Source organism: Aureimonas endophytica, assembly GCF_014642635.1.
Classification (GTDB): domain Bacteria; phylum Pseudomonadota; class Alphaproteobacteria; order Rhizobiales; family Rhizobiaceae; genus Plantimonas; species Plantimonas endophytica.
This window is the reverse complement of sequence record NZ_BMIQ01000008.1, coordinates 233,218-256,561: the sequence shown is the minus strand read 5'-3', so window position 1 is coordinate 256,561 and position 23,344 is coordinate 233,218. Positions and strand designations below refer to the sequence as shown.

Annotated in this window: 23 protein-coding genes and 1 pseudogene; 22 read left to right on the top strand and 2 right to left on the bottom strand. The window is 66.5% G+C overall.

Annotated elements, in window-relative coordinates; translation table 11 throughout:
* The 21 genes and pseudogenes from IEY14_RS26335 to IEY14_RS21770 form a co-directional block, all read left to right on the top strand.
* Window positions 1-94, top strand: a pseudogene (locus IEY14_RS26335) (flagellin); the annotation flags it as partial.
* A gap of 231 nt (window positions 95-325) precedes the next feature.
* Window positions 326-2,020: a flagellar basal-body MS-ring/collar protein FliF gene (fliF, locus tag IEY14_RS21865; RefSeq protein ID WP_188912316.1), complete on the top strand. Its 1,695-nt coding sequence runs from the start codon at window positions 326-328 to the stop codon at window positions 2,018-2,020.
* Window positions 2,021-2,023: 3 nt separating this feature from the next.
* Window positions 2,024-2,875, top strand: coding sequence for a hypothetical protein (locus IEY14_RS21860; protein ID WP_188912314.1), 852 nt, complete (start codon window positions 2,024-2,026; stop codon window positions 2,873-2,875).
* The gene (locus tag IEY14_RS21855) at window positions 2,872-4,083 is read left to right on the top strand and encodes a MotB family protein (RefSeq protein ID WP_244639621.1); all 1,212 of its coding nucleotides are present in this window, start codon (window positions 2,872-2,874) and stop codon (window positions 4,081-4,083) included. Before IEY14_RS21860 ends, IEY14_RS21855 begins: the two co-directional genes overlap by 4 nt.
* The gene (locus tag IEY14_RS21850; protein ID WP_188912312.1) at window positions 4,080-5,456 is read left to right on the top strand and encodes a MotC family chemotaxis protein; all 1,377 of its coding nucleotides are present in this window, start codon (window positions 4,080-4,082) and stop codon (window positions 5,454-5,456) included. The genes IEY14_RS21855 and IEY14_RS21850 overlap by 4 nt, the downstream gene beginning before the upstream one ends.
* Window positions 5,453-6,862 carry a flagellar hook-length control protein FliK gene (locus IEY14_RS21845; RefSeq protein WP_188912310.1) on the top strand — a complete coding sequence of 470 codons (1,410 nt, stop codon included), beginning with the start codon at window positions 5,453-5,455 and terminating at the stop codon, window positions 6,860-6,862. The genes IEY14_RS21850 and IEY14_RS21845 overlap by 4 nt, the downstream gene beginning before the upstream one ends.
* 555 nt (window positions 6,863-7,417) lie before the next feature.
* The gene (locus tag IEY14_RS21840; RefSeq protein WP_188912308.1) at window positions 7,418-8,089 is read left to right on the top strand and encodes a response regulator transcription factor; all 672 of its coding nucleotides are present in this window, start codon (window positions 7,418-7,420) and stop codon (window positions 8,087-8,089) included.
* Window positions 8,090-8,262: 173 nt separating this feature from the next.
* Window positions 8,263-9,969, top strand: coding sequence for a flagellar hook protein FlgE (locus tag IEY14_RS21835; RefSeq protein ID WP_188912305.1), 1,707 nt, complete (start codon window positions 8,263-8,265; stop codon window positions 9,967-9,969).
* Window positions 9,970-10,066: 97 nt separating this feature from the next.
* Window positions 10,067-11,806 carry a flagellar hook-associated protein FlgK gene (gene flgK / locus IEY14_RS21830; RefSeq protein WP_188912304.1) on the top strand — a complete coding sequence of 580 codons (1,740 nt, stop codon included), beginning with the start codon at window positions 10,067-10,069 and terminating at the stop codon, window positions 11,804-11,806.
* 14 nt (window positions 11,807-11,820) lie between these two features.
* Window positions 11,821-12,900, top strand: coding sequence for a flagellar hook-associated family protein (locus IEY14_RS21825; protein ID WP_188912302.1), 1,080 nt, complete (start codon window positions 11,821-11,823; stop codon window positions 12,898-12,900).
* A 76-nt stretch (window positions 12,901-12,976) separates the two neighbouring features.
* Window positions 12,977-13,324: a flagellar biosynthesis regulator FlaF gene (gene flaF / locus IEY14_RS21820; protein WP_188912301.1), complete on the top strand. Its 348-nt coding sequence runs from the start codon at window positions 12,977-12,979 to the stop codon at window positions 13,322-13,324.
* A gap of 2 nt (window positions 13,325-13,326) precedes the next feature.
* A complete protein-coding gene (gene flbT / locus IEY14_RS21815) occupies window positions 13,327-13,794 on the top strand; it encodes a flagellar biosynthesis repressor FlbT (RefSeq protein ID WP_188912299.1) in 468 nt (155 codons plus the stop codon).
* The gene (flgD, locus tag IEY14_RS21810) at window positions 13,791-14,204 is read left to right on the top strand and encodes a flagellar hook assembly protein FlgD (RefSeq protein ID WP_188912297.1); all 414 of its coding nucleotides are present in this window, start codon (window positions 13,791-13,793) and stop codon (window positions 14,202-14,204) included. The genes flbT and flgD overlap by 4 nt, the downstream gene beginning before the upstream one ends.
* Before the next feature lie 4 nt (window positions 14,205-14,208).
* The gene (gene fliQ, locus IEY14_RS21805; protein ID WP_188912295.1) at window positions 14,209-14,475 is read left to right on the top strand and encodes a flagellar biosynthesis protein FliQ; all 267 of its coding nucleotides are present in this window, start codon (window positions 14,209-14,211) and stop codon (window positions 14,473-14,475) included.
* Between the two features lie 185 nt (window positions 14,476-14,660).
* Window positions 14,661-16,754: a flagellar biosynthesis protein FlhA gene (gene flhA / locus IEY14_RS21800; RefSeq protein ID WP_188912293.1), complete on the top strand. Its 2,094-nt coding sequence runs from the start codon at window positions 14,661-14,663 to the stop codon at window positions 16,752-16,754.
* Window positions 16,755-16,765: 11 nt separating this feature from the next.
* Window positions 16,766-17,515: a flagellar biosynthetic protein FliR gene (locus IEY14_RS21795; protein ID WP_188912291.1), complete on the top strand. Its 750-nt coding sequence runs from the start codon at window positions 16,766-16,768 to the stop codon at window positions 17,513-17,515.
* Window positions 17,512-17,919, top strand: a complete 408-nt coding sequence (locus IEY14_RS21790; protein ID WP_188912290.1) for a hypothetical protein — start codon at window positions 17,512-17,514, stop codon at window positions 17,917-17,919. Before IEY14_RS21795 ends, IEY14_RS21790 begins: the two co-directional genes overlap by 4 nt.
* A gap of 47 nt (window positions 17,920-17,966) precedes the next feature.
* Window positions 17,967-18,389, top strand: coding sequence for a rod-binding protein (locus tag IEY14_RS21785; protein ID WP_188912289.1), 423 nt, complete (start codon window positions 17,967-17,969; stop codon window positions 18,387-18,389).
* A gap of 52 nt (window positions 18,390-18,441) precedes the next feature.
* Entirely contained in the window at window positions 18,442-18,795 is a 354-nt protein-coding gene (locus IEY14_RS21780; protein WP_188912288.1) for a flagellar protein FlgN, read from the top strand.
* Window positions 18,792-19,259 carry a hypothetical protein gene (locus tag IEY14_RS21775; protein ID WP_188912287.1) on the top strand — a complete coding sequence of 156 codons (468 nt, stop codon included), beginning with the start codon at window positions 18,792-18,794 and terminating at the stop codon, window positions 19,257-19,259. Before IEY14_RS21780 ends, IEY14_RS21775 begins: the two co-directional genes overlap by 4 nt.
* 88 nt (window positions 19,260-19,347) lie before the next feature.
* On the top strand, window positions 19,348-21,555 hold the full coding sequence (locus IEY14_RS21770; protein ID WP_188912286.1) for a DUF1217 domain-containing protein: 2,208 nt from the start codon (window positions 19,348-19,350) through the stop codon (window positions 21,553-21,555).
* A 260-nt stretch (window positions 21,556-21,815) separates the two neighbouring features.
* Here IEY14_RS21770 and IEY14_RS21765 read toward each other — a convergent pair whose 3' ends face one another.
* Window positions 21,816-22,184 (bottom strand): hypothetical protein, encoded by a 369-nt coding sequence (locus IEY14_RS21765; RefSeq protein WP_210318521.1) that lies wholly within the window; start codon window positions 22,182-22,184, stop codon window positions 21,816-21,818.
* 234 nt (window positions 22,185-22,418) lie between these two features.
* On the opposite strand from IEY14_RS21765, the gene IEY14_RS21760 reads away from it, so the two are divergent.
* Window positions 22,419-22,970, top strand: coding sequence for a hypothetical protein (locus tag IEY14_RS21760; protein WP_188912284.1), 552 nt, complete (start codon window positions 22,419-22,421; stop codon window positions 22,968-22,970).
* A 3-nt stretch (window positions 22,971-22,973) separates the two neighbouring features.
* Here the strand turns inward: IEY14_RS21760 and IEY14_RS21755 are convergent, their stop codons facing one another.
* Window positions 22,974-23,285, bottom strand: a complete 312-nt coding sequence (locus tag IEY14_RS21755) for a polyhydroxyalkanoic acid system family protein (RefSeq protein ID WP_188912282.1) — start codon at window positions 23,283-23,285, stop codon at window positions 22,974-22,976.
* Between the last annotated feature and the right edge of the window lie 59 nt (window positions 23,286-23,344).

The window sequence follows — 23,344 nt, the reverse complement described above, 5'->3', positions numbered from 1 at the left end:
CCAGGCTCTGCAGGTCAAGCAGCAGCTCGGCGTCCAGTCCCTCTCCATCGCCAACCAGTCCAGCCAGACCATCCTGAGCCTCTTCCGCAGCTAAGAGGACCGGGACGGAGAATCCTCGGAATCGCGGCGGTTTCCTCCAGCGCCGCCGCGCTTCCGACCTCCAGGCGCCTCCGGACCTTCGGGTCCGGGGGCGTTTTTGCGTTGCGGCATTCCCTAAATTTCGGGGATGCGCGGTCTTAACGCGGGCTTAACCCCATCACACCCGCACAAGCTTGGCCGACGAAATTCACGGGAGTTGCGAATTCCGTATCGGGCAGGCGAATCCATGGCGATACTTTCGGGCGAGAAGGCCCGGCAAATCCTGGAAAATCTTAGCGCCCTCGGGCCGAGGAAGCTCGGCGCGATGGCGGTCGTCGGCGCACTCATCGTCGCGCTGGTCGGGCTCGGCGCCTATGCGCTGAGCCGCCCGGACATGGAGGTGCTCTATACCGGCCTCGACCGGCAGGACGTGACGCGCATCGGCGCGGCGCTGACCGAATCGGGCATCAGCTTCGACATCAACGCCAAGGGCGACACGGTCTCGACGCCCTTCTCCTCCACCGCCTCCGCCCGCATGCTGCTCGCCGAGAAAGGCCTGCCGCGCTCGGAAGGGGCGGGCTACGAGCTCTTCGACCAGCTCGGCTCAATGGGGCTCACCTCCTTCATGCAGGAAGTGACCCGCGTGCGCGCCATGGAGGGCGAGCTCGCCCGCACCATCCAGACGCTGAAGGACGTGCGCGCCGCCCGCGTCCATATCGTGCTGAGCGAGCCCGGCACCTTCCGCCGCGAGATGCAGAAGCCCTCGGCGAGCGTCGTCATCCGCACGGACAATGCCGAGGCCTTCCGCTCGGCCGACGCGATCCGGCATCTCGTCTCCTCCGCCATCCCGTCGATGAGCCCGGACGAGGTGACGGTGCTGAACACCGACGGCACGCTGCTCGCCTCCGGCGACGACGGCGCCGGCGCGACCTCCGCCAAGCAGCTCGGCATGGAGGGCGTCGTGTCCCGCTCGATCGAGGATTCGATCCGCCGCACGCTCGCGCCCTATCTCGGCATCGGCAACTTCCAGTCCAGCGTCGTCGCCAAGCTCGACACCGACCGCAAGAGCACGAGCTCGAAGAAGTTCGATCCCGAAGGCAAGGTCGAGCGCTCGACCCGCACCGTGCGCGACACCGGCCAGAGCAACAACAAGCAGGCCAACAACGCCACGACCGTCGATCAGAACGTGCCGCAGCAGGCGCCGGAGACCGCCTCGCAGGGCAACGAATCCTCCGACGCCAAGGACCGGCGCGAGGAGCTGACCAACTACGAGATCAACGAGACCACGACGCAGACCGTCAGCGACGGCTATGACGTCAAGCGCCTGTCCGTCGCCGTCGTCGTCAACCGCAAGCGCATCGCCGATTCGCTCGGGGCCGACGCGACGCCGGAGAAGATCGACGCCGCGCTCGACCAAGTGAAGACCCTCGTCGCCTCGGCCTCCGGCTTCTCCGAGCCGCGCGGCGACCAGATCGCCGTCACGGCGGTCGACTTCGCCGATAACGGCAACGCCCTGGAGCCCGTCGCGCCGCTCGGCATCGGCGAGATGCTGATGCGCCAGTCCGGCACGCTGATCAACGCGCTCACCATCCTCACCGTCGCCGTGCTCCTCATCTGGTTCGGCCTGAAGCCCGCCGTCCGGGCGATCGCCGGCCAGCCCGCCGGTGCCGCCGCCGAAGGCGCCGAGGCGATCGAGCTCGCCAATGCCGGAATGGGAATGGACGGCTTCGCCGACGGCGCCCTCGGCTTTGCCGGCGGCGAGATGGGCGGCGCGCTCGGCTTCGCCGGCGCCAACCGCAACATCGACCCCGAACTGCTCGAGGACCTCACCCGCAGCCAGGCGAATTCGCCCCAGGCCCGGCTCGAGAAGCTCGTCGACTTCGACGAAGCGCAGGCTGCCTCCATCCTGCGCAACTGGATCCATCAGAAAGAAGCAGCCTAAGCCATGATCCCCCTTTCCCAGTATCTCTCGGATGGCGCCGGCGAGGACTTCACGCCCCTGATGGCGCTCGCCGCCCGCAAGGCCGCCCTGGCCGGGGCATCCTCCGGCGGCAAGACCCGGCCGCTGAAGGTTCTGCCGAAGGCGCCGGAAGCCGCCGCCCCGGCCGCGACCAGCCCCGCTCCCGTCGCCCGGCCCGTCGCCGCGCGGCCCGCGGCTCCCGCCCCGGCGGCGCCGCGCCTCGTCACCGAGCCGCGCGTCCCGCTGCGCGAGCTGGAAGCCGAGAAGGCGGCTCGCGCCGCCGAGCGCGAGGCGCATGCGGCCGAACTCGCGGAAGCGACGGAAACGGCGCGCCAGCGCGGCATCGAACTCGGCCGGGCCATGGCCCGCGAGGAGGCCGAAGCCGATCTCGTGGCGCGTCTTGCCGCGCTGCGCGCCGAGCTCGCGGCCGCGAACGAAGCCGAACTCCGGAGCGAGCGCGCGATGTGGACGGCGGAGCAGGGCGACCGGCTCGCCGATCTCGTGATCCTGCAGATGGCGATCCTCGAGGAGACCGTGAAGCTGACGGTCGGCAACGTGCTGCGGCCGCTGGCGCTCGATCTGCGCCGCCGCCAGATGGTGGACGAGATGGTGGGCGCGGTGAAGACCATCGCGCTCGACGGCAGCGCCTATCGCATCGCCGCGTCCGGCCCGGCCGATCTCCTGACCGCGCTCGAAACCAAGCTCGGCGACGACGCGCGTCTCCTGTCCTTCACGCCAGACGAGGAGAAGGCGGATATCCGCATCGATGCCGACGCGACCGTGATCGAGAGCCGTCTCTCGTCCTGGCGTTCGGCGCTGGAGGAGGCCCTTTCGTGAGCGCAACCGGGGCTGCCGGTCAGCCGCATAGCGAGATCATCATCGTCAAGCGCCATCACGGCGACGACCACGGCCATCACGGCGGTGCCTGGAAGATCGCCTTCGCCGACTTCATGACGGCGATGATGGCCTTCTTCCTCGTGATGTGGCTGACGGCCGTGTCGGACGACGCGACGAAGAAGAAGATCGCGCAATATTTCAACCCGATCCAGCTGAACAGCATGTCGCCGCCCAATGCCGGCCTCGCCGACAAGCCGTCCGAGACCGGCGGCGGCAGCGCCAAGGCGGACGGCCAGTCGAGCCCCGGCAAGAGCGAGGACAACAAGCCGGCCAGCGGCACCTCGCTCGGCGGCCAGGAATCGGCGCTCTTCCGCGATCCCTATGCCGTGCTCGCCGAGATCGCGGCGGAAGGCGGCACGGGCGAGAAGAAGGGCATCGAGGGCGTGCCGAACGGCTCCGGCCTGCCGGGCCTGAACGGCGGCGAGGCCTATCGCGATCCGTTCGATCCGACCTCCTGGCAGTTGCAGCCGAACGCCGTCGCCAAGGCGCCGGACGGCACGAAGCAGCCGCCGCTGGCCCTGCCGAACGATCCGGCGACCGCACAGCTCTTCCCGAAGACCGAGGTGCTGCCCGGCGCCAAGCCGCAGGATGCAGCCGGTGCCGCAGCCGGTGCCGGGACGGGCGCGGGCGCGGGAACAGCGACGGCTTCCGCCGCACCCGCGACGCCGCCCGGCAATCCGGCGGAGGCCAAGGCCGCCGAACTCGCCAAGGAGATCGGCAAGGCGGCCGAGGCCGTGTCGCCGGGCGCCGCCGCCGGCATCGAGGTGAAGGCCGGCAATGGCGGTGTCACCATCTCGCTCGCCGACAATATCGCGGGCGGCATGTTCCAGATCGGCTCGGCCAAGCCGACCGCCGAGACGCTGCGGCTCGTCGAGAGCATCGGCCAGATCCTGGCCGAGAAGTCCGGCAGCATCTCCATTCGCGGCCATACCGACGCGCGCCCCTACAAGGGCGAGGAATACGACAACTGGCGCCTGTCGACGGCGCGCGCCCAGTTCGTGTTCTACATGCTGGCGCGCGGCGGCCTCGACGAGAAGCGCGTCACCGGCATCGAGGGCGTCGCCGACCGCGATCCCAAGGTCCCCAACGATCCCGAGGCGGCGGCCAATCGCCGGATCGAGATCATCCTCAAAGAGCCCGCCGCATGAAGCGCATCGTCGCGACCCTGACATGGGGCCTGCTCGCCTCGGCGGCGGCCTCGACCGGCGCCCTGGCCGAGGCGCCGGCGACGGCCGTCGCGCCGCCGGCGGCCGCGTCGGGCGTCGCGGCGGGCGGCGAGGCGAAGCCCGTCTCGCCCGAGATCACCGGCAGCCTGCCGGAGGCCGCGCCGGCGGCCGAAGGCGAGGGGCACGCGGCCCCGGCTGCCGAGGGCCATGCGTCCGAGGGCGGCAAGGAGGGCGCGGCGGAGGCCGTCGCCGAGCCGGTCGGCCCCCCGCCGACCCGCCCGCCGATGCCCTTCGACATCATCCGCACCCTGCAATTCCTGCAGGACCAGGTGGCGCGCGGCAATGGCCGCGCCATCCGCGTCCAGTCGATGCTGCTGCGCCATTTCGCGCCGGGCTTCCTCGCCGTGGAGCCTTCGGCCTGGGAGGACCCGCGCAACCGGCGGGCGGCGATCCTCTTCGCCCTGTCCGGCGGTCCGCCGGAAGTGCTGCGCCAGCTGATCGCCGCCAACGCCTTCGACGAGGCGACGAAGCCCCTGGCGGAAGCCGCGCTCGCCTATGTCCTCAACGACGCCAAGCGCGCCGAGAAGCAGCTCGGCGCCTTGCGGCTGGACGGCATGGAGCCGGGCCTCGCGGCGCATATCCATCTCGTTCTCGGTCAGCTGATGCAGACCGACAAGGTGGCGGAGGCGATCGCCCATCTCGACCAGGCCCGGCTTCTCGCGCCCGGCGGCCTGATCGAGGAGGCGGCGCTGCGGCTCGAGGTCGTGCTGATCGACAAGGTCGGCGATCACGAGCGCGCCGATGCCCTGGCGCGGCAGTATTTCGACCGCTTCCCGAAATCCTCCTATGCGGGCAATTTCCTCGCCCGCTTCGCGATGGTCTATGACGATCGCGGCGCCGAGGATGCGGAAGGCGCGCTGGCGAAGGTCTACGACATCGCGACGCGGCTCGACGATGCCGACCGGCGGGCGCTGCTTCTGGCTCTCAGCCGCCGGGCGCTCGTCGCCGGCCATCTGGAATTCGCGCGTCTCGCCGGGGCGGAGGCGCTGAAGATCGAGGGCATGCCGAACGAGGACCTGCAACGCGGCAATCTCTATGCCGTCGCGGCGGCGCTCGCCTCGTCCGATCCCGCGAAAGCCGCCAGCGAATTGCAGTCGATCGACCGGTCGCTGCTGCATCCCGCCGATCTCGGGCTGCTCGATGCCGCCAATTCCGTGCTGACGCATATGGAGGGTCCGGTGGAGGACGGCGTCGGTGCGACGGAGGCGGCGGAACTCGCCTCGTCCCCGACGCTCGAGCGTGCGCAGAAGCTGCTCGAAGCCGTGGCCGGCGATCTTGGAGACAAAGGTAAATGATAGGTTCGATCATCTCCGCCATGCCGACCGTCGATGCGGGCGGCGGCGGCGCGGCTTCGGGCGCCACAAGTGCGGAGGCGGGCGCCGCCTTCGGCGAGGCGGTCAGGAGTGCCGGGGAAGGCAAGGAGCAGCACCCGGGCGCCAAGTCCAGCCATGCCGCCGAGCGCAAATCGGCCAAGGCCGAGGGCAAGCCGGCCGGCAAGGGCGAGACGGACGCCAAGACCGCCGATGCCGAGGACGCGGCGGCTGCGGCGGCGACGCCCGGCGATATTCTCGGCCGGCTGCTCGGCACCGCGATGTTCACGCCCAAACCCGAAGCCACGGCGGATGCCGAGGCCGGGAAGGACGGCAAGTCGGACGACGGCTTGAACGAGCGCATCGTCATCACCACCGTCGTCGACATGGCGGACGGCAAGGCGGTCGGCGAGGACGCGAAGACGCGCGTCTCCTTGCGCGTCCTGAAGATGGAAACCCATTTCGAGCCGCATCTCGACGGGGCGACGCTGGTCGATGCCGAGACGGCGGCCAAGGCCGCCGAATCAGCCGGACCGGCGAGCGCCACCGCGAAGGGGGCGGAGGCTTCGGACGCGAAGACCGTTCGCAAGGGCTTCGAGGAAATTCTTCAGACGCTCGGCCGCCCGGCCGGCGCCGGCGAGGCTTCTCCTGACGGAGGTGAAGGGCAGGGCGACGCGGCCGCCGGGGAGGGCCGGTCCTCGGCCTCGGCCTCGACGAAGGGCCAGGAACGCTCCAAGCCCTCCGGCAACGAGTTCGGCATGGCGTCGGCCGACCAGGCGCGCGGCGAGAACGGCGCGAAGAGCACGGCGGTCGGCCAGATCGTCAGCACGCAGGTCGCCGACCACATCGTGCGTGCCTTCGAGGGCGAGACGCGCGGTTCGGGCGACGCCTCGGCCACCACCCGCAGCGATGCGCCGGGCGCGCAGATCCTGCGGATGACGGCGGGCGGCGCGGCGCTGAAGACCCTGTCGATCCAGCTCCAGCCGCAGGATCTCGGCCGGCTGGACGTCTCGATGCGGCTTATCGACGGCCGTCTCTCGGTGGAGCTCGCCGCCAGCGAGCCCGCGACCGCCCAGGCGCTGGCCGGCGATCGCCATACGCTGCGCAAGCTTCTCGAACATGCCGGCTTCTCGCTGGACGACGCGGCGATCACTATCGTCGCCCGCGATGTCGGACAGACCCTGACGGCCGCCTCGGCATCGGGCACCGCGTCCGGCGACACGCAGGGCCAGCCGGGGCGCTCCGGTGCCCAGGCTGGCAACTTCGGCGAGGGCGCGGCAAGCGGCGGCGACGGCAACCGGCGGGATGATGCCGACCGGCGTCCTTCCGGCCGTCCGGCGCCCGAGGAGCGCCGCGCGCCCGCCGCCGCGTCTGGGAATATCTACCTCTAACGCGCTGGCTCCAACACCGCCCCCGCTCTTTCGCCGGTATCGGACGGTTTCGTTCGTACCGGAGGGAGGGCGGGGGCGCTTTCGTTCGTGGAGACCTGCCGGACATCGGCGAGCGGCGGTCACGATCGAGCATCGACGCAGCCGGATCGCGCGCGACGAAGCGCGCGGCGCCGTCTCTTGACGATCGGTTGGGGCGCTTCGTCCCGTGCTGGTATGAAATGCAGCCGCGCCAGCCTCCTTCCTCCTCGATCGTCGTCAGGCTTTCGCGGGTCTTGTGGTGCCCGCGCCGCAGTGATGCCGAGGCGACACAAGGACGGGTCCGTCGTGTCGGCTTGGTTGACAGATCGTAAAAGGGGCTGGTTCGGGCCTTGTCCAAGGGTGTCACGGAACTTTCGCGAAGCTTAAAATTCACCGCCAAATGCTTGGCTTGGTTGAGTTTTCACCGATTCGTCGAAAGATCTCATTAACCTTATCATGAGTTTTAGGGATAGCTCGCGCGAGCCTTAACTCGTTATCAATGTTCCCACGGCAACCGACGAAACCTGGGTGGGACAGATGATCATAGTGGTCGATGATCGTGAGCTTGTGACGAGCGGATATCAGTCCCTGTTCGGCCAGGAGGGGGTTTCCTCCGCCGGCTTCGGCGTCGGCGAATTCCGCGACTGGGTCGAGAGCGCGCCGGACGGCGACATCTCGGCGGTCGAGGCCTTCCTTCTCGGCGACTTCCCCGAGCGCGGCGCCTTCACCCGCCTCGTCCGCAACCGCTCCAATGCCCCGATGATCGCGCTCGCCGAGACGCGCGCCCTGAATTCGACGCTGGATCTCTTCGCCGCCGGCATCGACGACGTCGTCGCCAAGCCGGTGCATGTGAAGGAAATCCTCGCCCGGGTCGGCGCCATCCGCCGCCGCGACGCTTCGAGCGACCGAGGCCGGACCGTAGTGGACGAGATCTGCGTCTTCTCCGACGGCCGCGACCCGGAAGTCGGCGGCAAGGCGATGATGCTGCCCCGCCGCGAGCGCCGCATCCTCGAATATCTGATCGCCAATCGCGGTCGCCGCGTGTCGAAGCAGCAGCTCTTCAGCGCCATCTACGGCGTGTTCGACGAGAATGTCGAAGAGAACGTCATCGAGAGCCATATCTCGAAGCTGCGCAAGAAGCTGAAGATGCGCCTGGGCTACGACCCGGTCTCCTCCATGCGCTATCTCGGCTACGGCATCGGCGTCTGATTTCCTTCCCTTCTGGTTGCCCGCAAGGCCCGGCCCGCGACGCGCGGTCCGGGCCTTTTCGTTTTAACCAGTTCTACTTTCCGTTTACTTTTCAGCAACTATCCTGGCAGGTCCGCGCAAGCTGCCCCACGTAATCCTGATGCCCGACTCGCAAGCAAAAGGGGCGATCCGGAATGAGCGTCGGCAACATCATGCGGACCAGCACCGCTGGCATGAACGCACAGGCGTCGAAGCTGAGCGTCGTGTCGGAAAACGTCGCCAATGCCGATACCAGCGGCTACAAGCGCTCGGAAACGGAATTCTCCTCCCTGGTCATGCCGCAGACGACCGGCACCTATACGTCCGGTTCCGTGCAGGCGGTGACCCGCAATACGATCAGCCTGGCCGGTAATCTCAATTATACCGGCAATGCGCATGACACGAAGAAGCTCGACCTCGCCGTCGACGGTGAAGGCTTCTTCGTCGTCGGCGACGGCGTGCAGGGTTCGAACGGGAATTTTCTGTCTCGCGCTGGCTCCTTCACGATGCAGGCGGACGGCACTCTGGTGAACGCCGCCGGCTACAGGCTGAGAGGCTACCCGATCGGCACCAACGGTACCGATGCGGTGCTGAACGGCTTCGCCGGCTTGCAAGACGTCAACCTCAATTCCGGTTTGCTGTCGGCAACTCCCAGCACCTCTGGCACTCTGACTTATCCGTTGGACCAGAGCTTCATCACCGGGACCAAGGCGACAAACACCCAGGCCAATTCTTTCTCCACCACAGTTGGCGGTACGGGCGCGGCAAATACCGACACGATGACGTTCAATGTCGTGATGGATGGCACCACCTATCCTGTTTCAGTCGGCAGTGCGACGGGTCTCGCCGGTATCCAGGCTGCCGATGTCGTCAGCGCCATCAACACGGCTGTCGGTGCGAACGTGGCCTCGTTGAGCACATCCGGCAAGCTTGTTCTGACTTCGAAGGGCAGCAACAGCGGTACCGGAAGCACGCTGTCGATCACTGCGCCTTCCAAGGGTGCCGGCGTCGCTTCCACCGTGACGCTATCGGTCACCGGCCTCGATGCCTTCACCGCATCAGGCACTCAGGCTGTCGACCCTGGTGCGAACTCGGCCGCCTTGCCGTCGACCCAATCGACCGTCAGCGCTTCGATGACCGTCTACAACAACGCCGGCGAGGCGGTTAAGCTCGACATCTATTACACCAAGGTCGATGATGCGACGAATACTTGGAAGATGGCGATCTTCGACGGGCGCGACGCAGCGAGCGGTACGGCTACGTCGCCGTTCCCCTACAAGACACCGGCGCTCGCGACCGCCAGTCTCTCTTTCGATCCGGCCAATGGTTACAAGCTGAAAACGATCACGCCGGGTGCCGGCACAGGGCAGATCGATAACAAGGTCCTTTCCGTCAATCTGGCCGCGATCGGAGGTGGGAACTTCAACCTCGACATCGGCAGCACGACGCAGCTTTACAAGCCTTCGAGCCAAGCGCTGACGGCATCCGCCAACGGCAACCCGCCGGAAGTCGTCAAGACGATCTCGGTTGGCGACGACGGTGTGGTCACCGCTCAGTTCACCTCCGGTACGACCCGCGATCTCTTCAAGATTCCGCTCGCCAAGGTCACGAGCCCGGACAGTCTGTCCGCAGTTTCCGGCAATGCGTATCAGGTCGGCGTCGAGTCCGGCACGATCTTGATGGGTACGGGCGGCGCGAACGGCTTCGGCAAGGTCACTGCCGGCGCTCTGGAAGACTCGAATGTCGACCTTGCCACGGAACTGACCAACATGATCACCGCGCAGCGCAGCTACACGGCGAATTCGAAGGTCTTCCAGACGGGTTCGGAAATTCTCGACGTTCTCGTCAACCTGAAGCGCTGATCGGGCCGTCCCAGGTCTTCTCTTCCAAAACTCCGCGAACGCGTGGGGCGGCACGCCGCCCCGCCATTCCTTGTAATCCTCGCGCGGTGCCCTCTCCATGTCGCTCACTTCCGCTCTCAACACCGCCAAGTCCGCCCTCGTGGCGACGCAGGCGCAGACCGCGCTCGTCTCGCGCAACATCGCCAACGTGAACGTGGAAGGAGCGACGCGCAAATATGCCAATGTCGTCACCGGTTCCGGCGGCCGGGTCGAGGTGCGTTCCGTCACGCAGTCGGCGAACACAGTTCTCTTCCGCAACATGCTGGACGCGACGTCCACCCTTCAGCAGTCGACGGCGGTTCAAGGCGGTCTCGACCGCATCAACGAGATGGTCGGCGACATCGCCAACGGCCAAACCCCGGCAGCCCTGATCGGCAAGCTTTCTGATGCGCTGAAAGCCTATGCCGCCTCGCCGACCAGCTACGAGACCGCCCGCGCCGCCTCGAGCGCGGCGAGTGACGTGGCGAAGGCGCTGCAGGAGGGCACCGGGATCGTCGATACGATCCGGCAGGATGCGGACGACAGCCTCGTCCAGGCCGCCAACGACATGAACAGCCTTCTGGCGAAGATCGAAGACCTCAACAAGCAGGTCGTCGCCGGAACCGTCGCGGGTGAGGACATCACCGATCTGTCCGACGCACGGGATCGGGCGGTCGGGGAACTGTCCAAATATGTCGGCGTCACCGTGCAGACGCGTGGCAACAACGATCTGCTCATCTATACCGATTCCGGCGTCACACTGTTCGATAAGGTGCCGCGCACCGTGTCGTTCTCGGGCACGCATCCGATAACCGACGGCGCGGCCGGCGATGCGTTCCGGATCGACGGCGTGCCGGTCACCGGCGACACGGCCCTGATGCCGATCAAGTCCGGCATGGTCGCCGGCCTCGTGGATCTGCGCGATAAGGTCGCCGTCACCTATCAGTCCCAGCTCGACGAGATGGCGCGGGGCCTCGTCTCCGCCTTCAAGGAAAGCGGTCCGGCGGGCGATCAGGCCGGTTTGTTCACCTCGTCCGTCGCCTCGCTCGCGAAGACCTCTACCGTCCTGTCCGCCGGCACCTATGCCCCTGTTGCCGCGAGTTCGACCGTCTCCTTCTCGCTCAACTATGCGGGAGCGGCTTACGCGATCTCGGACACGTTCGCGCCGACGGACAACGCCGCCACGGCCCAGTCGAAAATTCAGGCGAAGATCGACGCCGCGGTCGGCGCGAACAAGGTCACGGTGGCGATCGACTCTTCGACGGGCGCCATCACCTTCACGGCGGCCAGCGTCGCCTCAAAGCCAGCGCTCGGAATCTCGAATGTCAGCACGACGAGCGCCGGCTTCATCGCGGCGAACGCGCCGACCGACAATTCGGTGATCCCCGGTTTCGCGCGCACGATCCAGGTTGCGACGGCCGTCCTGAATGATCCGACCCGCATCCGCGATGGCGTCACCACGACCTACAATACCGGCGCGCTCGCCGGCTATACCACGCGCCTCAATGCGTTGCGCGCCAGCATGGAAGCCGGACAGAGCTTCGGCGTCGGCGCCGATGCCCTGCGGAGCGGCTCGCTGACGGACTTCGCCTCCTCCTCGGTGAGCTGGCTCGCCGAGCAGCGCTCGAAGGCGACGACGGCCACCGACTACAAGCAGACGCTTCTCGACCAGACCAAGGCGACGCTGTCGAACGAGACGGGCGTCAATCTCGATACCGAATCCCTCAAGATGCTCGATCTCGAACGGTCCTATCAGGCCTCGTCCAAGGTGCTGACGACGATCAACGAGATGCTGAAGACCCTGATGGAAGCCATCTGAAGAGCTGATCCAAGATGACCGTCTCCACCCTCTCCATGAACAAGATGACGCTCACGACGCTGCAGACGCTGAAGCGTCAGGCGGGCGACGCGATGCTCGAATATTCGACCGGCCGGCACGTCGATGTCGGGCTGTCGCTCGGCCGTCTCACCGGCACCTCGGTCAGCTACCGCGTTCAGGACACGAGCTTCGACGCCCAGCTCCAGACCAACAAGGTGATCGCCAACAAGCTCGACCAGGCCTACGACATCATGGGCGCGGTCAGCAACGCGGCGGACAGCATCTCCTCCTCGCTGCTCAGCGCCGAGAAGTATCAGCAATATCCGCAGCTTGCCACCTCCGCTCTGGAGCAGCTGCAAGGCAGCCTCAACACCTCGGTCGGCGGCACCTATGTGTTCGGCGGCATGAAGGCCGACACGCCGCCGATCAAGGATGTCCAGGGCGGCATCGAGGCGGCGAAGACGAAGTTCCAGGACTTCCTCACCGCTCTCGGCAAGACGGCCAGTCAGGTGACCGACACCGAGATGAAGGGCTTTCTGAGCGACGCGGGCTATGCCGTCCCGGCCGGCACGCTGACGCCCGCCGGAACGCCCGCGCCGGGCGCCGGCCAGACCTTCCGCTTCCTCGACACGGTGAACGACGCGAACTGGACGACGAACTGGTCGAACGCCTCCAGCGCCGAAACCTTTGCCGGCGTATCGAAATCCCAGACCGTCCAGACCTCGGTCAGCGCCAATCAAGATGCCTTCCGCAAAGTGACGGCGGCCTATTCGATGCTGGCGGCGATCGGCGGCGAGGATCTCAGCGAGGCGGCCAAGAAGGCGCTGACGCGCTCGGCGGCGGAGATCCTCGAAGTCGGAAAGCCGGGGATCACCGCGCTCCGCGCCGCCGTCGGCGATCGGCAGAACGTGGTGACGGCCGCGAACACGGCCGTCACCAGCCAGCAGGACATCGTGCAGAAGGCTTTCAACGATCTGGAAGGCGTCGACCAGACCGAGGCGGGAACGCGCTACCAGAACCTGGAGACCCAGCTCCAGGCCGCCTACACGATCACCGGCCGCCTCCAGAAGCTGTCGATCCTCGACTACCTCTGAGCCGGGTCCCTCCATCCATGCCTTCGCTCCGGTCTCGCGGCCGGAGCCTCAAGAACTGCCATAACAAGGAAGCGGCATGTATCAATTCTCGTATTCCGAGATCAGGCAGGACAGCGGTGCCGACGCGCGCGAGCGCGAGCGGCAGGCCCTCGACCGGGCCATCGAGCTCATGGAACGGGCCGAGACCGCGGGCGTCCATTCCGCCGAAAGCGTCGAGGCGATCTACGCCACGCGCACGCTGTGGAGCATCCTGGTCGAGGATCTGGCGAGCCCCGACAATTCGCTGTCGGAGGAGCTGCGGGCGAGCCTCATCTCCATCGGCCTCTGGGTGATGCGCGAGGCGGAATCCATCCGCCTCGGCAAGTCGACGAGCTTCCGCGGGATCATCGACGTCACGACCCTGATCCGCGAAGGGCTGGAATGACCATGGCGACCCTCAAGCTTTCCCTGCGGCCCGGCGAGCGGATCTTCATCAACGGCGCGGTGATGCGCGTCGATCGCAAGGTCTCGCTCGAACTCCTGAACGATGCCACCTTCCTGCTCGAAAGCCACGTCATGCAGCCGTCCGACGCGACGACGGCATTGCGCCAGCTTTACTTCCTCATCCAGACCATGCTGATCGCGCCGGAAACGGCGGCGGAGGCGACGGACGCCTTCCGCAAGACCTATCCGCTGCTGATGGCGGCCTTCTCCAATCCGGGCGTGCGTAGCGGGTTGATGGACGTCGCCGATCAGGTGGAGCGCGCGCGGCCCTTCGAGGCGCTGCGCACCTTGCGCGCCCTCATCCCGATCGAGGACGCCATCCTCGCGGGCGGCGGCGCCAAGACCGGCGTGCCCGCCGCCCATCCTGCCCTGTCCGCGGATGAGCCGCGGCTGATGGAGAAGACCGCATGACGACGGTAACGTCCGCCAGCTCGGCCACGGCCAGCACCACGACGACGACTTCCACCACCAAGACCGACAAGGAGAAGGCGGCGCTCGACTACAACGCCTTCCTGCAGCTTCTCGTCGCCCAGATGAAGAACCAGGATCCGCTGAACCCGTCCGATCCGACGCAGCAGCTGAGCCAGCTCGCCTCCTTCTCGAATGTCGAGCAGTCGATCAAGCTGAACGACAAGCTGACGACCCTCATCACCACCTCCTCGCTCTCCCAGGCGGACGGCATGATCGGCCGAACGGTCACGTCCTCGGACGGCCAGACGACGGGCGTCGTGAAATCCGTCAGCCTCAAGGACGGCGCGATGACGGCGGTGCTCACCAGCGGCAAGACCGTCGCGCTGGGCACCGGCATCACGGTGGAATGACGCCGTGAACGAGGCCGACGCCATCGATATCGTCCAGTCCGCGATCTGGACCGTCGTCATCGCCGCCGGGCCCGCCGTCGTGGGGGCCATGCTGGTCGGCATCGTCATCGCCCTGTTCCAGGCGCTGACGCAGATCCAGGAAGTGACGCTGACCTTCGTGCCGAAGATCATCGCGATCTTCGTCATCATCGCCTTCACGGCCTCCTTCACCGGCGCGCAGATCTACAGCTTCACGCAGGAAAGCTATTCGCGCATCGAGCACGGCTTCTAGCCTCGGCGCGCATCCGTTCGGCCCGCATTCCCGGCGCCGTCTCCGTTCCCCCGGAGGCGGCGCCGTCGCATTTCCAGCCCGGCTCAAGCCATTCGGCGGAGAAAGCAGGGGAGAGCCGCGAGATGCATCATTCTCCTCGCGCGCCGCCTTTCTCGACGGGAGCATGAGGCTCCCCGGAGTTGCCGATGGCCGTTGTCGACACAGTCAAGCTCGCGCCGCCCACCGCCGGGGCCAGCCGGCGCGATATCGGTTTCGCGATCGGCATCGTCTTCATCATGGCGGTGCTCTTCGTTCCGATCCCGCCCTTCATCATCGATTTCGGGCTGGTGATCTCGATCTCGCTCTCCGTCCTGATCCTGATGGTGGCGCTGTGGATCGAGAAGCCGCTGGACTTCTCGTCCTTCCCGACCGTCCTCCTCATCGCCACCATGCTGCGCCTGTCGCTGAACATCGCGACGACGCGCGTCATCCTCAGCCATGGCAACGAGGGCCATGACGCGGCCGGTCACGTCATCGGCGGCTTCTCGCAATTCGTCATGGGCGGCGACTTCGTCATCGGCCTCGTCGTCTTCGCCATCCTCATCACCGTCAACTTCCTCGTCATCACCAAGGGCGCGACGCGTATCGCGGAAGTCGGCGCGCGCTTCACCCTCGACGCCATCCCCGGCAAGCAGATGGCGATCGACGCCGATCTTTCGGCCGGCCTCATCGACGAGCGCCAGGCGCAGCTGCGCCGGCGCGAGCTGGAGGAGGAAAGCTCCTTCTTCGGCTCGATGGACGGTGCCTCGAAATTCGTCCGCGGCGACGCGATCGCCGGCCTGATCATCACCGCCGTCAACATCTTCGGCGGCATCGTCATCGGCATCACCCGCCACGGCATGGACGCGGCCACCGCCGCCGACGTCTTCGTCAAGCTCTCCGTCGGCGACGGTCTCGTCACCCAGATCCCGGCGCTGATCGTGTCGCTCGCCGCCGGCCTCCTCGTCTCGAAGGGCGGCACGCGCGGCGCCGCCGAAAAGGCGATCATCTCGCAGCTCGGCTATTATCCGCGCGCCATGATGGTCGCGGCGGTGCTGATGGGCATTCTCGCCCTCCTGCCGGGCCTGCCCTTCCTGCCCTTCATGCTGGCCGCCGCCGGGCTCGGCGCCGTCGCCTATACCGTACCGCGCCAGCGCGCCGCCGCCGAAAGGGCCGAGGCGGAGGAGAAGCGGCAGATCGAGGCCGCCAAGGTCGAGACGGAGCGCCAGTCGGTGAAGGAATCGCTGCGCATCGTCGAGGTCGAGCTGGTGCTCGGCAAGCAGATGGCGGCCCATCTCGCCTTCTCGCGCGACGAACTCGGCAATCGCGTCGGCAAGATGCGCCGCCGCTTCGCCTCGCGCTACGGCTTCGTCGTGCCGGAGATCAAGCTGTCGGACGATCTGTCCGTCGAGCCGAAGTCCTACGAGATCAAGGTCCATGGCACGGTGGTCGCCAGCCAGCCGCTGCGCCTCGGCGAACTCTTGATCGTCCTCGGCGACAGCCCGGTGCCGGACATCCCGCACGATCTGACCAAGGAGCCGGCCTTCGGCCTGCGCGCCGCCTGGGTCTCGGAAACCTTCGCCTCCGCCGCGCGCCGCGCCGGCTTCGAGCCGGTGGACACGCTCTCGATCATCCTCACCCATCTCTCGGAGGTGATCCGCAACAATCTCGCGCATCTCCTGTCCTACAAGGACATGCGCTCGCTGCTCGATCGGCTGGAGCCCGAATACAAGCGCCTGACCGAGGAGATTGTGCCGACGCACATGTCCTATAGCGGCCTCCAGGCGGTGCTGAAGCTGCTCCTCGCCGAACGCGTCTCGATCCGCAACCTGACGCTGATTCTCGAGGCCATCGCCGAGATCGCGCCGCATGTCCGGCGTTCGGAGAAGATCGTCGAGCATGTGCGCATGCGCATGGCGCAGCAGATCTGCGGCGATCTCCTGCACAAGGGCCAACTCGGCGTCCTCAGGCTCGGCAATCGCTGGGATCTCGCCTTCCATCAGGCCCTGAAGCGCGACGCGAAGGGCGATGTCATCGAGTTCGACATCGATCCGCGCCTCGTCGAGCAGTTCGCGGGCGAGGCCACGAAGGTCATCCGCGAGAAGACCGACCAGGGCGAGAGCTTCGTGCTCGTCGCCTCGCCGGACGCGCGCCCCTATGTGCGGATGATGATCGAGCGCATCTTCGTCAATCTGCCGGTGCTGTCGCATCTGGAGATCGCGCGCGGCGTCGACATCAAGCCGCTCGGCTCGATCTCGTAAGGGGCCGGGCCGTGAACGGCGACACGACGGCGACGATCATCTCGCTGTTCCTGATCTTCTGCCGGGTCGGCAGCTGCCTGATGCTGCTGCCGGGCTATTCCTCGCTCCGCGTGCCGGTGCAAGTCCGGCTCTTCATCGCGGTCGCCGCCTCGCTGGTGATCGCGCCCGGCCTGATGCCGGACCTCAAGGCCCTGATGCTGCCGGCCGGCGACGACGCCCGCCTGTCGCTCATCGTGACCGAGATCCTGAACGGCGCGCTGATCGGCCTTCTCGGCCGCGTCTTCATGATGGCCCTGCAATTTTCGGGCACTTTCGTCGCCAATGCGATCGGCATGGGCCAGGCCTTCGGCGTCGCGGTGGACGAGCAGGAGCCGGCGGTCGCCTCGCTCGTGACGCTCGCGGCGACGGTGATGATCTTCTCGCTCAATCTCCACGCGGAGATCCTTCGGGCGCTCGTCGCCTCTTATGGCGCGATGCCTGTCGCGGCGGGCTTTGGCGCGCGGGCGAGCCTCGTCTCGCTGACCGACAATCTCGACGACACGTTCATGCTGTGCCTGCGCATCGCCAGCCCCTTCGTCGTCTATGCGGTGATCGTCAATTTCGCGATCGGCCTGATGAACAAGATGACGCCGCAGATCCCGATCTACTTCATCTCCATGCCCTTCGTCGTCGCCGGCGGCATGGTGCTGCTCGGCTTCGCGGTCGGCGACTTCCTGCGGCTCTTCGTCGACAGCTTCCAGCACTGGGTCTTCAACGGATGAGCGCCGAACGGGAGCGGGCCAACCGCCTGCACCGCCTCCTCGAAGTGCAGGCGCGCAAGCGCAAGCTCACCGAATGGCGCCTTGCCGAACTCGCGCGCGAGGGGGCCGAGCTCCAGGCGACCAGCGCGGAGATCCTCGAAAGCCTCGGCACCCATTCGCTGCTGAACGGGCTGTTCCTGGAGGGGAGGGCCTCGGCGCTCCGCCGCAACGAGGCGAAGATCGTCGCCAATCGCCAGAGCCGCGAGGAGACGGGGCGCGAGCTCGTCGAGGCGCAGCGCATCGAGAAGCGTATGGCGCGGGCCGTGGACGACGCCGAGACGGCCGCACTGCGCCGCGAGGAGCGCGAGGAGCTGGAACTGGCGCTCGACGACTATCTCGCCGCCGGGCGCGCAAGCCTCGAATAAGACCGCGCCTCTACAAGTTTCCCGGACTTCAGGAGACGGATGCGACGATGACCGGCATCAAGGCGATCGGAGCGGCGGGAGGGCTGCAACCCCTGACGGCGCCCTCGGTTTCGGGCGGTGATCCGGCCTCGCGGGCGCTGCCCTACAACATGGTGTCGCGCGGCTCGAAGAGCGGCCAGATGACGCCGGCCCAGCAGTTCGAGAGCTTCGTGCTCCAGAGCTTCATCGAGCCCATGCTGCCGAAGAGCGACTCCTCCTATTTCGGCGAAGGGACGGCGGGCTCGATCTGGAAGTCCATGCTGGCCGAACGGCTCGGCGCCGAGATGGCGGCCGCCGGCGGCATCGGCATCGCCGACCTCGTCGAGAAGCGCAACGCCTCGATCGAGGCGGCGGCGAAGGCCGAGGACGGCCTCGCCCGCGAAGCGGTCGCGGTCAAGGGCGCCAGTCTCGGCAAGCCCGGTTCGCTCTGACATCCAATTCGGTGCCCGGCGTCGCAGCGGCGCCTATCAGGAAGGCAAGCAGGTGGAAGCGGTTCTCATTCAGGCGATCAACCGTCTCGAAGGCATTCTCGTGGGCGAGACCGAAGCGTTGCGCGACGGGCGCCATGTCGATCTCGCCGAGATCAGCAATCGCAAGAATCACAGCCTTCTGGAAATGACGCGCATCTCGCGCGGTCTCGGCCCGGAGCTGATGACGGACGAGCTGCAGGGCCGCCTCGGCACGCTGCGCGACCGTCTGGAGGAGAACCGCCGCGTCCTGTCCCTTCACATGGAAGCGGCGTCCGAGATCTCCGGCATCATCGCGCGCGCGATGAAGGACGCTGAGTCGGACGGCACCTATGCCGCCTCCGTCGGCGGCGTGAAGCGCGAGCAATGATCAAGCTCCTCGCCATCGGCCTCTGGGTCTGCGTCGCCTCGCTCGGCGCGAGCTATGTCACGGCTTCGATGCAGGGGCCCAAGGTCGAGGAACACAAGGAGCCGACCTATTTCAACGGGCTCGACTGGCGCAAGACCGAAAGCATCACCGTGCCGATCCTGACCAGCGACAAGATCGCCGGCTATGTCCTTGCCCGCTTCGTCTATACGATCGACGGCGAGATCGGCAACAAGCTCGCCGTGCCGCCGGATTCCTTCATCCTGAACGACGCCTTCGCGGCGGTCTACCAGACCTCCGGCTTCGACTTCCAGCATCCCGAGAAATACGACCTCGAAGGCCTGAAGAAGAGCATCAAGGAAACGGTCAACAAGCGCTACGGCCAGGAGCTCGTCCACGAGGTGATGGTCGAGCAGTTCGACTTCCTGCCGAAGGACGACATGGCGCCGAAGACCGCGTCCAAATAGGCGAGGTTTCAACCTTCGTTAACGATGAATCGATAACGTCCCGACGGCGCCGCCACGGGGCGTCCATTCCCATGGAACGCGCGGGCCTATGGTTTCGACCCTTCTCGGCTACAAGCTCTATGCCAGCAACATGTCGAAGACGCTGGAGCGTCTCGAGAACACGGCGACCGTCAAGCGCGACACGGAATATTATAACTCGCATATCGGCAAGGTCACCTCGGTCGAAGACTTCCTCGACGATTACCGGCTCTATTCCTATGCGATGAAGGCCTATGGCCTGGAGGACCAGATCGCCTCGAAGGGCCTGATCCGCAAGGTGCTGCAAAGCGACCTGTCCGATTCCACCTCCTTCGCCAACAAGCTGACGGACAAGAAATATCGCGACTTCGCCGCGGCCTTCAGCTTCGGCGCGACCAGCGCCACGGACACGAAGGCGGCGCAGTCCTCCGCCCAGACGGAATCGCTGGTCGATTCCTATTCCGAGCGCCGCGTGCGCCAGGGAACGGCGGCCGCCGCCAAGACGAATGCCTATCAGGCCGCGATCGGCAATGTCGCCTCGGTCGACGATCTCTTGAACAACACGACGCTCTACGACGTCGTGCTGTCTTCGATCGGCGCCGATCCCGACACGACCTCCAGCAGCTTCGTCCGTCAGGCGCTGACCGGCACCTTGCCGGCCAACACGTCCGTGGCGAACCCGAAATGGCTGACGCTGCACGAGAAGTTCAATTTCAACGCCGACGGCAGCTTGGTCTCGGGCAAGACGGCGCAGGACGCCGGCAAGACCAATCAGCTGATCTACGACTACAACGTCGCGACCGACAACAACACCAACAGCTACGCGGCGGCCTTCAACACCAGTTATTATACGAGCAAGGTCGCGGCCGGCAGCACCATGACCGCTTCCGACCTTCTGAACGATCCGCGCCTCTTCGAATATGTCGCGACCGCCTACGGCTTCGACGCGTCGGCCGAGACCCCGTCCTATTTCTACAACATCCTGACGAGCGACGCAGCGGATTCGACGAGCGCCTACAGCCAGCTGATGGCGAGCTCGACGGCGACGACGGCGCGCAAGGAACAGTTCACCAGTCTGAGGGCGGTGTTCGGCTTCAACACCGATGGCAGCGCCAAGGCCGGCGGCATGCAGACGGCGGCCCAGCAGACGACGCTGACCGATGCCTATTTCAAGAACTACGCCGTGGTCGCGACCTCGAAGGACGCCAAGCAGACCAGCGCCTTCAAGTATCTGCTCGACGGAATCAACTCGGTCACGGATCTCCTGAAGGACAACGGCGCCTTCGGCCATGACGCGCTCAACTACGCCCTGAAGGCCTTCGACATCGATCCGGACGAGACCTCGCTCTATCAGGTGCGCCGGGTGCTGACGAGCGACGTGTCCGATCCGGACAGCTATGTGAACCGGCTGAAGGACGAGCGCTTCGTCAAGCTCGCCGCCGCCTTCAACTTCGATGCCGACGGCAAAGTCGCGACGCAGCGGCTGGTCCAGTCGACCACGGCCCAGACCACCACGGGCCAGAAATATCTGCAAAGCTTCGGCGACAATCTGACGACGGCCAAGAAGGACGTCATCAAGACGGAGACCAAGGCCTATCTCACCGCCATCGGCGGCATGTCCTCGTTGGACGACCTCCTCGCCGACCAGAAGACCCTCGATTTCGCGCTGAAGGCCTATGGCCTCGACAAGAAGAATCTGTCGACCGCCGACGTCAAGAAGATCCTGACGAGCGATCTCTCCGACAAGAAGAGCTTCGCCTATTCGGTGGACGACGGGTCCTATGTCGCCTTCGCCCAGGCCTTCAACTTCAACAGCGCGGGAACGGTGACGCGGACGACCAGCGGCGTGCAGAGCGGCGCGTCGGTGCTGACCACCGAGAACCGCTTCCTCCTGCAGACTCTGGAGACCAAGGCGAGCGACGACGGGCAGGAGGGCGTGCGGCTCGCGCTCTACTTCAAGCGCGTCGCGCCGACCGTGACCTCCTATACGGGCGTCCTCGCCGACAAGGCGCTGCTGAAGGCGGTGATGACCGCCTATAGCCTGCCGGACGGATTCTCGCAGCTCGACACGGATCAGCAGGTCTCGATCCTGGAGAAGAAGTTCAAGATCGAGGATTTCAAGGACACGAAGAAGCTCGATAAGATGATCACGAGTTTCTCGGCGCTCTACGACGTCGCGGATGCGGACACGACCAACGCGAACTCGCCGATCCTCGCGCTGTTCGGCGGCTCGTCGGGTTCCGGCTCGGCCGCCAACTCGATCCTGTCGCTCCTCTGACGACGATCGATCGCGGCCCGCGACCGCGAGATCTTCGCCCGGCCCGATTGGGTTTCGTCATTCCGCCCCCGCGTCAGCGATGATGCCGCGAGAGCGACGCCACGTCTCCGCAACGGTGCGATACGGCAGCGTGTGGGGATCTCGCCACCTGTCCGTTCGCTTCCGCAGCGGGGTAGGGGAGGTCGGCGATCAAACGGCGAGACGATCGAGAAAGCGTCTCGGCGGTCGACCGAGCCGTAGCGGCCAGCGTTTCAACCGCCTCAGTCGCCGATCGCGTAATAGGGGCCCTTGAGGCGGCGCAGGCTGTCGGCGTCGAGTTCGATCAGGTCGCCCTCGACCGTGACGCCCATTTCCGCGACGTGCTCCCAGACGATCCGCCCGGCGCGCACCGTGCCCTCGTGCTCGTCGAAGACGCGGACGAGGCCGTCCTCGGCCGCGATCGGGGCGAAGCAGCGGATGCGCAGGCCGGCGGGCGAGCGGTCGAGAATCGCGCAATCGGCCAGGAAGGCATGATCGGCGCTCAGCACCTTGCCGGGCCGCAGCCGCGTGCGCAGGCGCGGCGCCGCGCGCCGCTCGCCGCGAGGCCTCCGCGACGACGAAAGCCCGAAGAGGCCGCGCCAATCGATCATGCTGCGAGTCACCGCTATTCGTCCTTGCGAAAGCATAACATGCGACGGGCCCGCCCGTTTCGGGTTCGAAGGCCTGTCCTCCCGCAAGGTAAATGGTCCGTCGACGCGAAGGTTTGCTCTTGTCCGTTCGTTAACCCTGTCGATCGGTAAATATCGGGCGCTATTCGTCTCAAATCGAAAGCATTAACCACGCCGGAGCACTCTGGATCGCAGTCCAAGCCTCCCGGTGTCCCGATGTCCGCGCTCCGTCGCCCGCCCGCCATTCCCGACGATTTCGAGGATTTCCTCGACGATGTGCTGCGCACCGGCCCGACGCGGCGAGCCGTCCTCAAGGCGCGGGGCGCGGAGGGGGCGAGCCTTCTCGACAAGGCGCTTCTCGGTCTCGTCACGCTGGGCTCGGTCGCCTTCTGCGGCTTCGCCATCACGATGACGGTGCACGATCCCGAATATTTCTCGCGCGAGATCATCGCCTCGATCCAGCGCAAGGATCTCGACCCGATCACCACCGGCAGCATCGCGCCGCCGGCCGAGGCGGCGAGGCCGGCCGCCACCGACAGCCTGCCGGTGCCAGCCATCGCGCGCGGCACGGCGCTGAAGGCGGACGACTATCAGATCGTCACGGTCTTCGACGAGGAGGCGATCCTCGCAACCAACGACGAATTGCTGCGGGTCAAGGTCGGATCGGTCCTGCCGGGCCTCGGCACGGTCCGCAAGCTCGTGCCGGACGTGGCCGGCGGCTCGGTCGTCGCCGACAATGCCGTGCTGAAGGGCCTCGTCCAGCGCTGAGCGCTATTTGCGTTCCAGCAGCAGACGGCCCTCGGTCTGAATCTTCTCGCGCAGCTTGTTGGCGAGAGCGGCGAGGACCGTCGGCAGGTCGAGTTCGACATGGACCTGGTCGTCCAGGATATCGAGGCGGCCGACCACGGCCTGGCCGAACATGCCGGCGCGGAAATCGAGATGATCGCCGGTCCAGGTGTCCTGGAATTTCAGCATGCCGCCGACGGCCTTGTCGCGCAGGTGGCCGAAGCCGTCGGTGATGCGCTGGCGCGCGGCGTCGCGGCCGAGCTTGTGGGGAATGTCGATCCGGATCGTTTCGGCCATGGCGCGCGGCGCGTCTCCATCTTGTCCGAACCGATATGGTTCTCGGCGCGGCGCCGCGC

Bases quoted from the DNA above. Each gene is read 5' to 3' on its own strand.
- flgD (WP_188912297.1), top strand. From the start codon at position 13,791: ATGACGACGGTAACGTCCGCCAGCTCGGCCACGGCCAGCACCACGACG.
- IEY14_RS21835 (WP_188912305.1), top strand. From the start codon at position 8,263: ATGAGCGTCGGCAACATCATGCGGACCAGCACCGCTGGCATGAACGCA.
- IEY14_RS21755 (WP_188912282.1), bottom strand. From the start codon at position 23,285: ATGGCCGAAACGATCCGGATCGACATTCCCCACAAGCTCGGCCGCGAC.
- IEY14_RS21770 (WP_188912286.1), top strand. From the start codon at position 19,348: ATGGTTTCGACCCTTCTCGGCTACAAGCTCTATGCCAGCAACATGTCG.
- fliF (WP_188912316.1), top strand. From the start codon at position 326: ATGGCGATACTTTCGGGCGAGAAGGCCCGGCAAATCCTGGAAAATCTT.
- IEY14_RS21825 (WP_188912302.1), top strand. From the start codon at position 11,821: ATGACCGTCTCCACCCTCTCCATGAACAAGATGACGCTCACGACGCTG.
- IEY14_RS21850 (WP_188912312.1), top strand. From the start codon at position 4,080: ATGAAGCGCATCGTCGCGACCCTGACATGGGGCCTGCTCGCCTCGGCG.
- flaF (WP_188912301.1), top strand. From the start codon at position 12,977: ATGTATCAATTCTCGTATTCCGAGATCAGGCAGGACAGCGGTGCCGAC.
- IEY14_RS21845 (WP_188912310.1), top strand. From the start codon at position 5,453: ATGATAGGTTCGATCATCTCCGCCATGCCGACCGTCGATGCGGGCGGC.
- IEY14_RS21860 (WP_188912314.1), top strand. From the start codon at position 2,024: ATGATCCCCCTTTCCCAGTATCTCTCGGATGGCGCCGGCGAGGACTTC.
- IEY14_RS21765 (WP_210318521.1), bottom strand. From the start codon at position 22,184: ATGATCGATTGGCGCGGCCTCTTCGGGCTTTCGTCGTCGCGGAGGCCT.
- flbT (WP_188912299.1), top strand. From the start codon at position 13,327: ATGGCGACCCTCAAGCTTTCCCTGCGGCCCGGCGAGCGGATCTTCATC.
- flhA (WP_188912293.1), top strand. From the start codon at position 14,661: ATGGCCGTTGTCGACACAGTCAAGCTCGCGCCGCCCACCGCCGGGGCC.
- IEY14_RS21775 (WP_188912287.1), top strand. From the start codon at position 18,792: ATGATCAAGCTCCTCGCCATCGGCCTCTGGGTCTGCGTCGCCTCGCTC.
- IEY14_RS21840 (WP_188912308.1), top strand. From the start codon at position 7,418: ATGATCATAGTGGTCGATGATCGTGAGCTTGTGACGAGCGGATATCAG.
- flgK (WP_188912304.1), top strand. From the start codon at position 10,067: ATGTCGCTCACTTCCGCTCTCAACACCGCCAAGTCCGCCCTCGTGGCG.
- IEY14_RS21790 (WP_188912290.1), top strand. From the start codon at position 17,512: ATGAGCGCCGAACGGGAGCGGGCCAACCGCCTGCACCGCCTCCTCGAA.
- IEY14_RS21760 (WP_188912284.1), top strand. From the start codon at position 22,419: ATGTCCGCGCTCCGTCGCCCGCCCGCCATTCCCGACGATTTCGAGGAT.
- IEY14_RS21785 (WP_188912289.1), top strand. From the start codon at position 17,967: ATGACCGGCATCAAGGCGATCGGAGCGGCGGGAGGGCTGCAACCCCTG.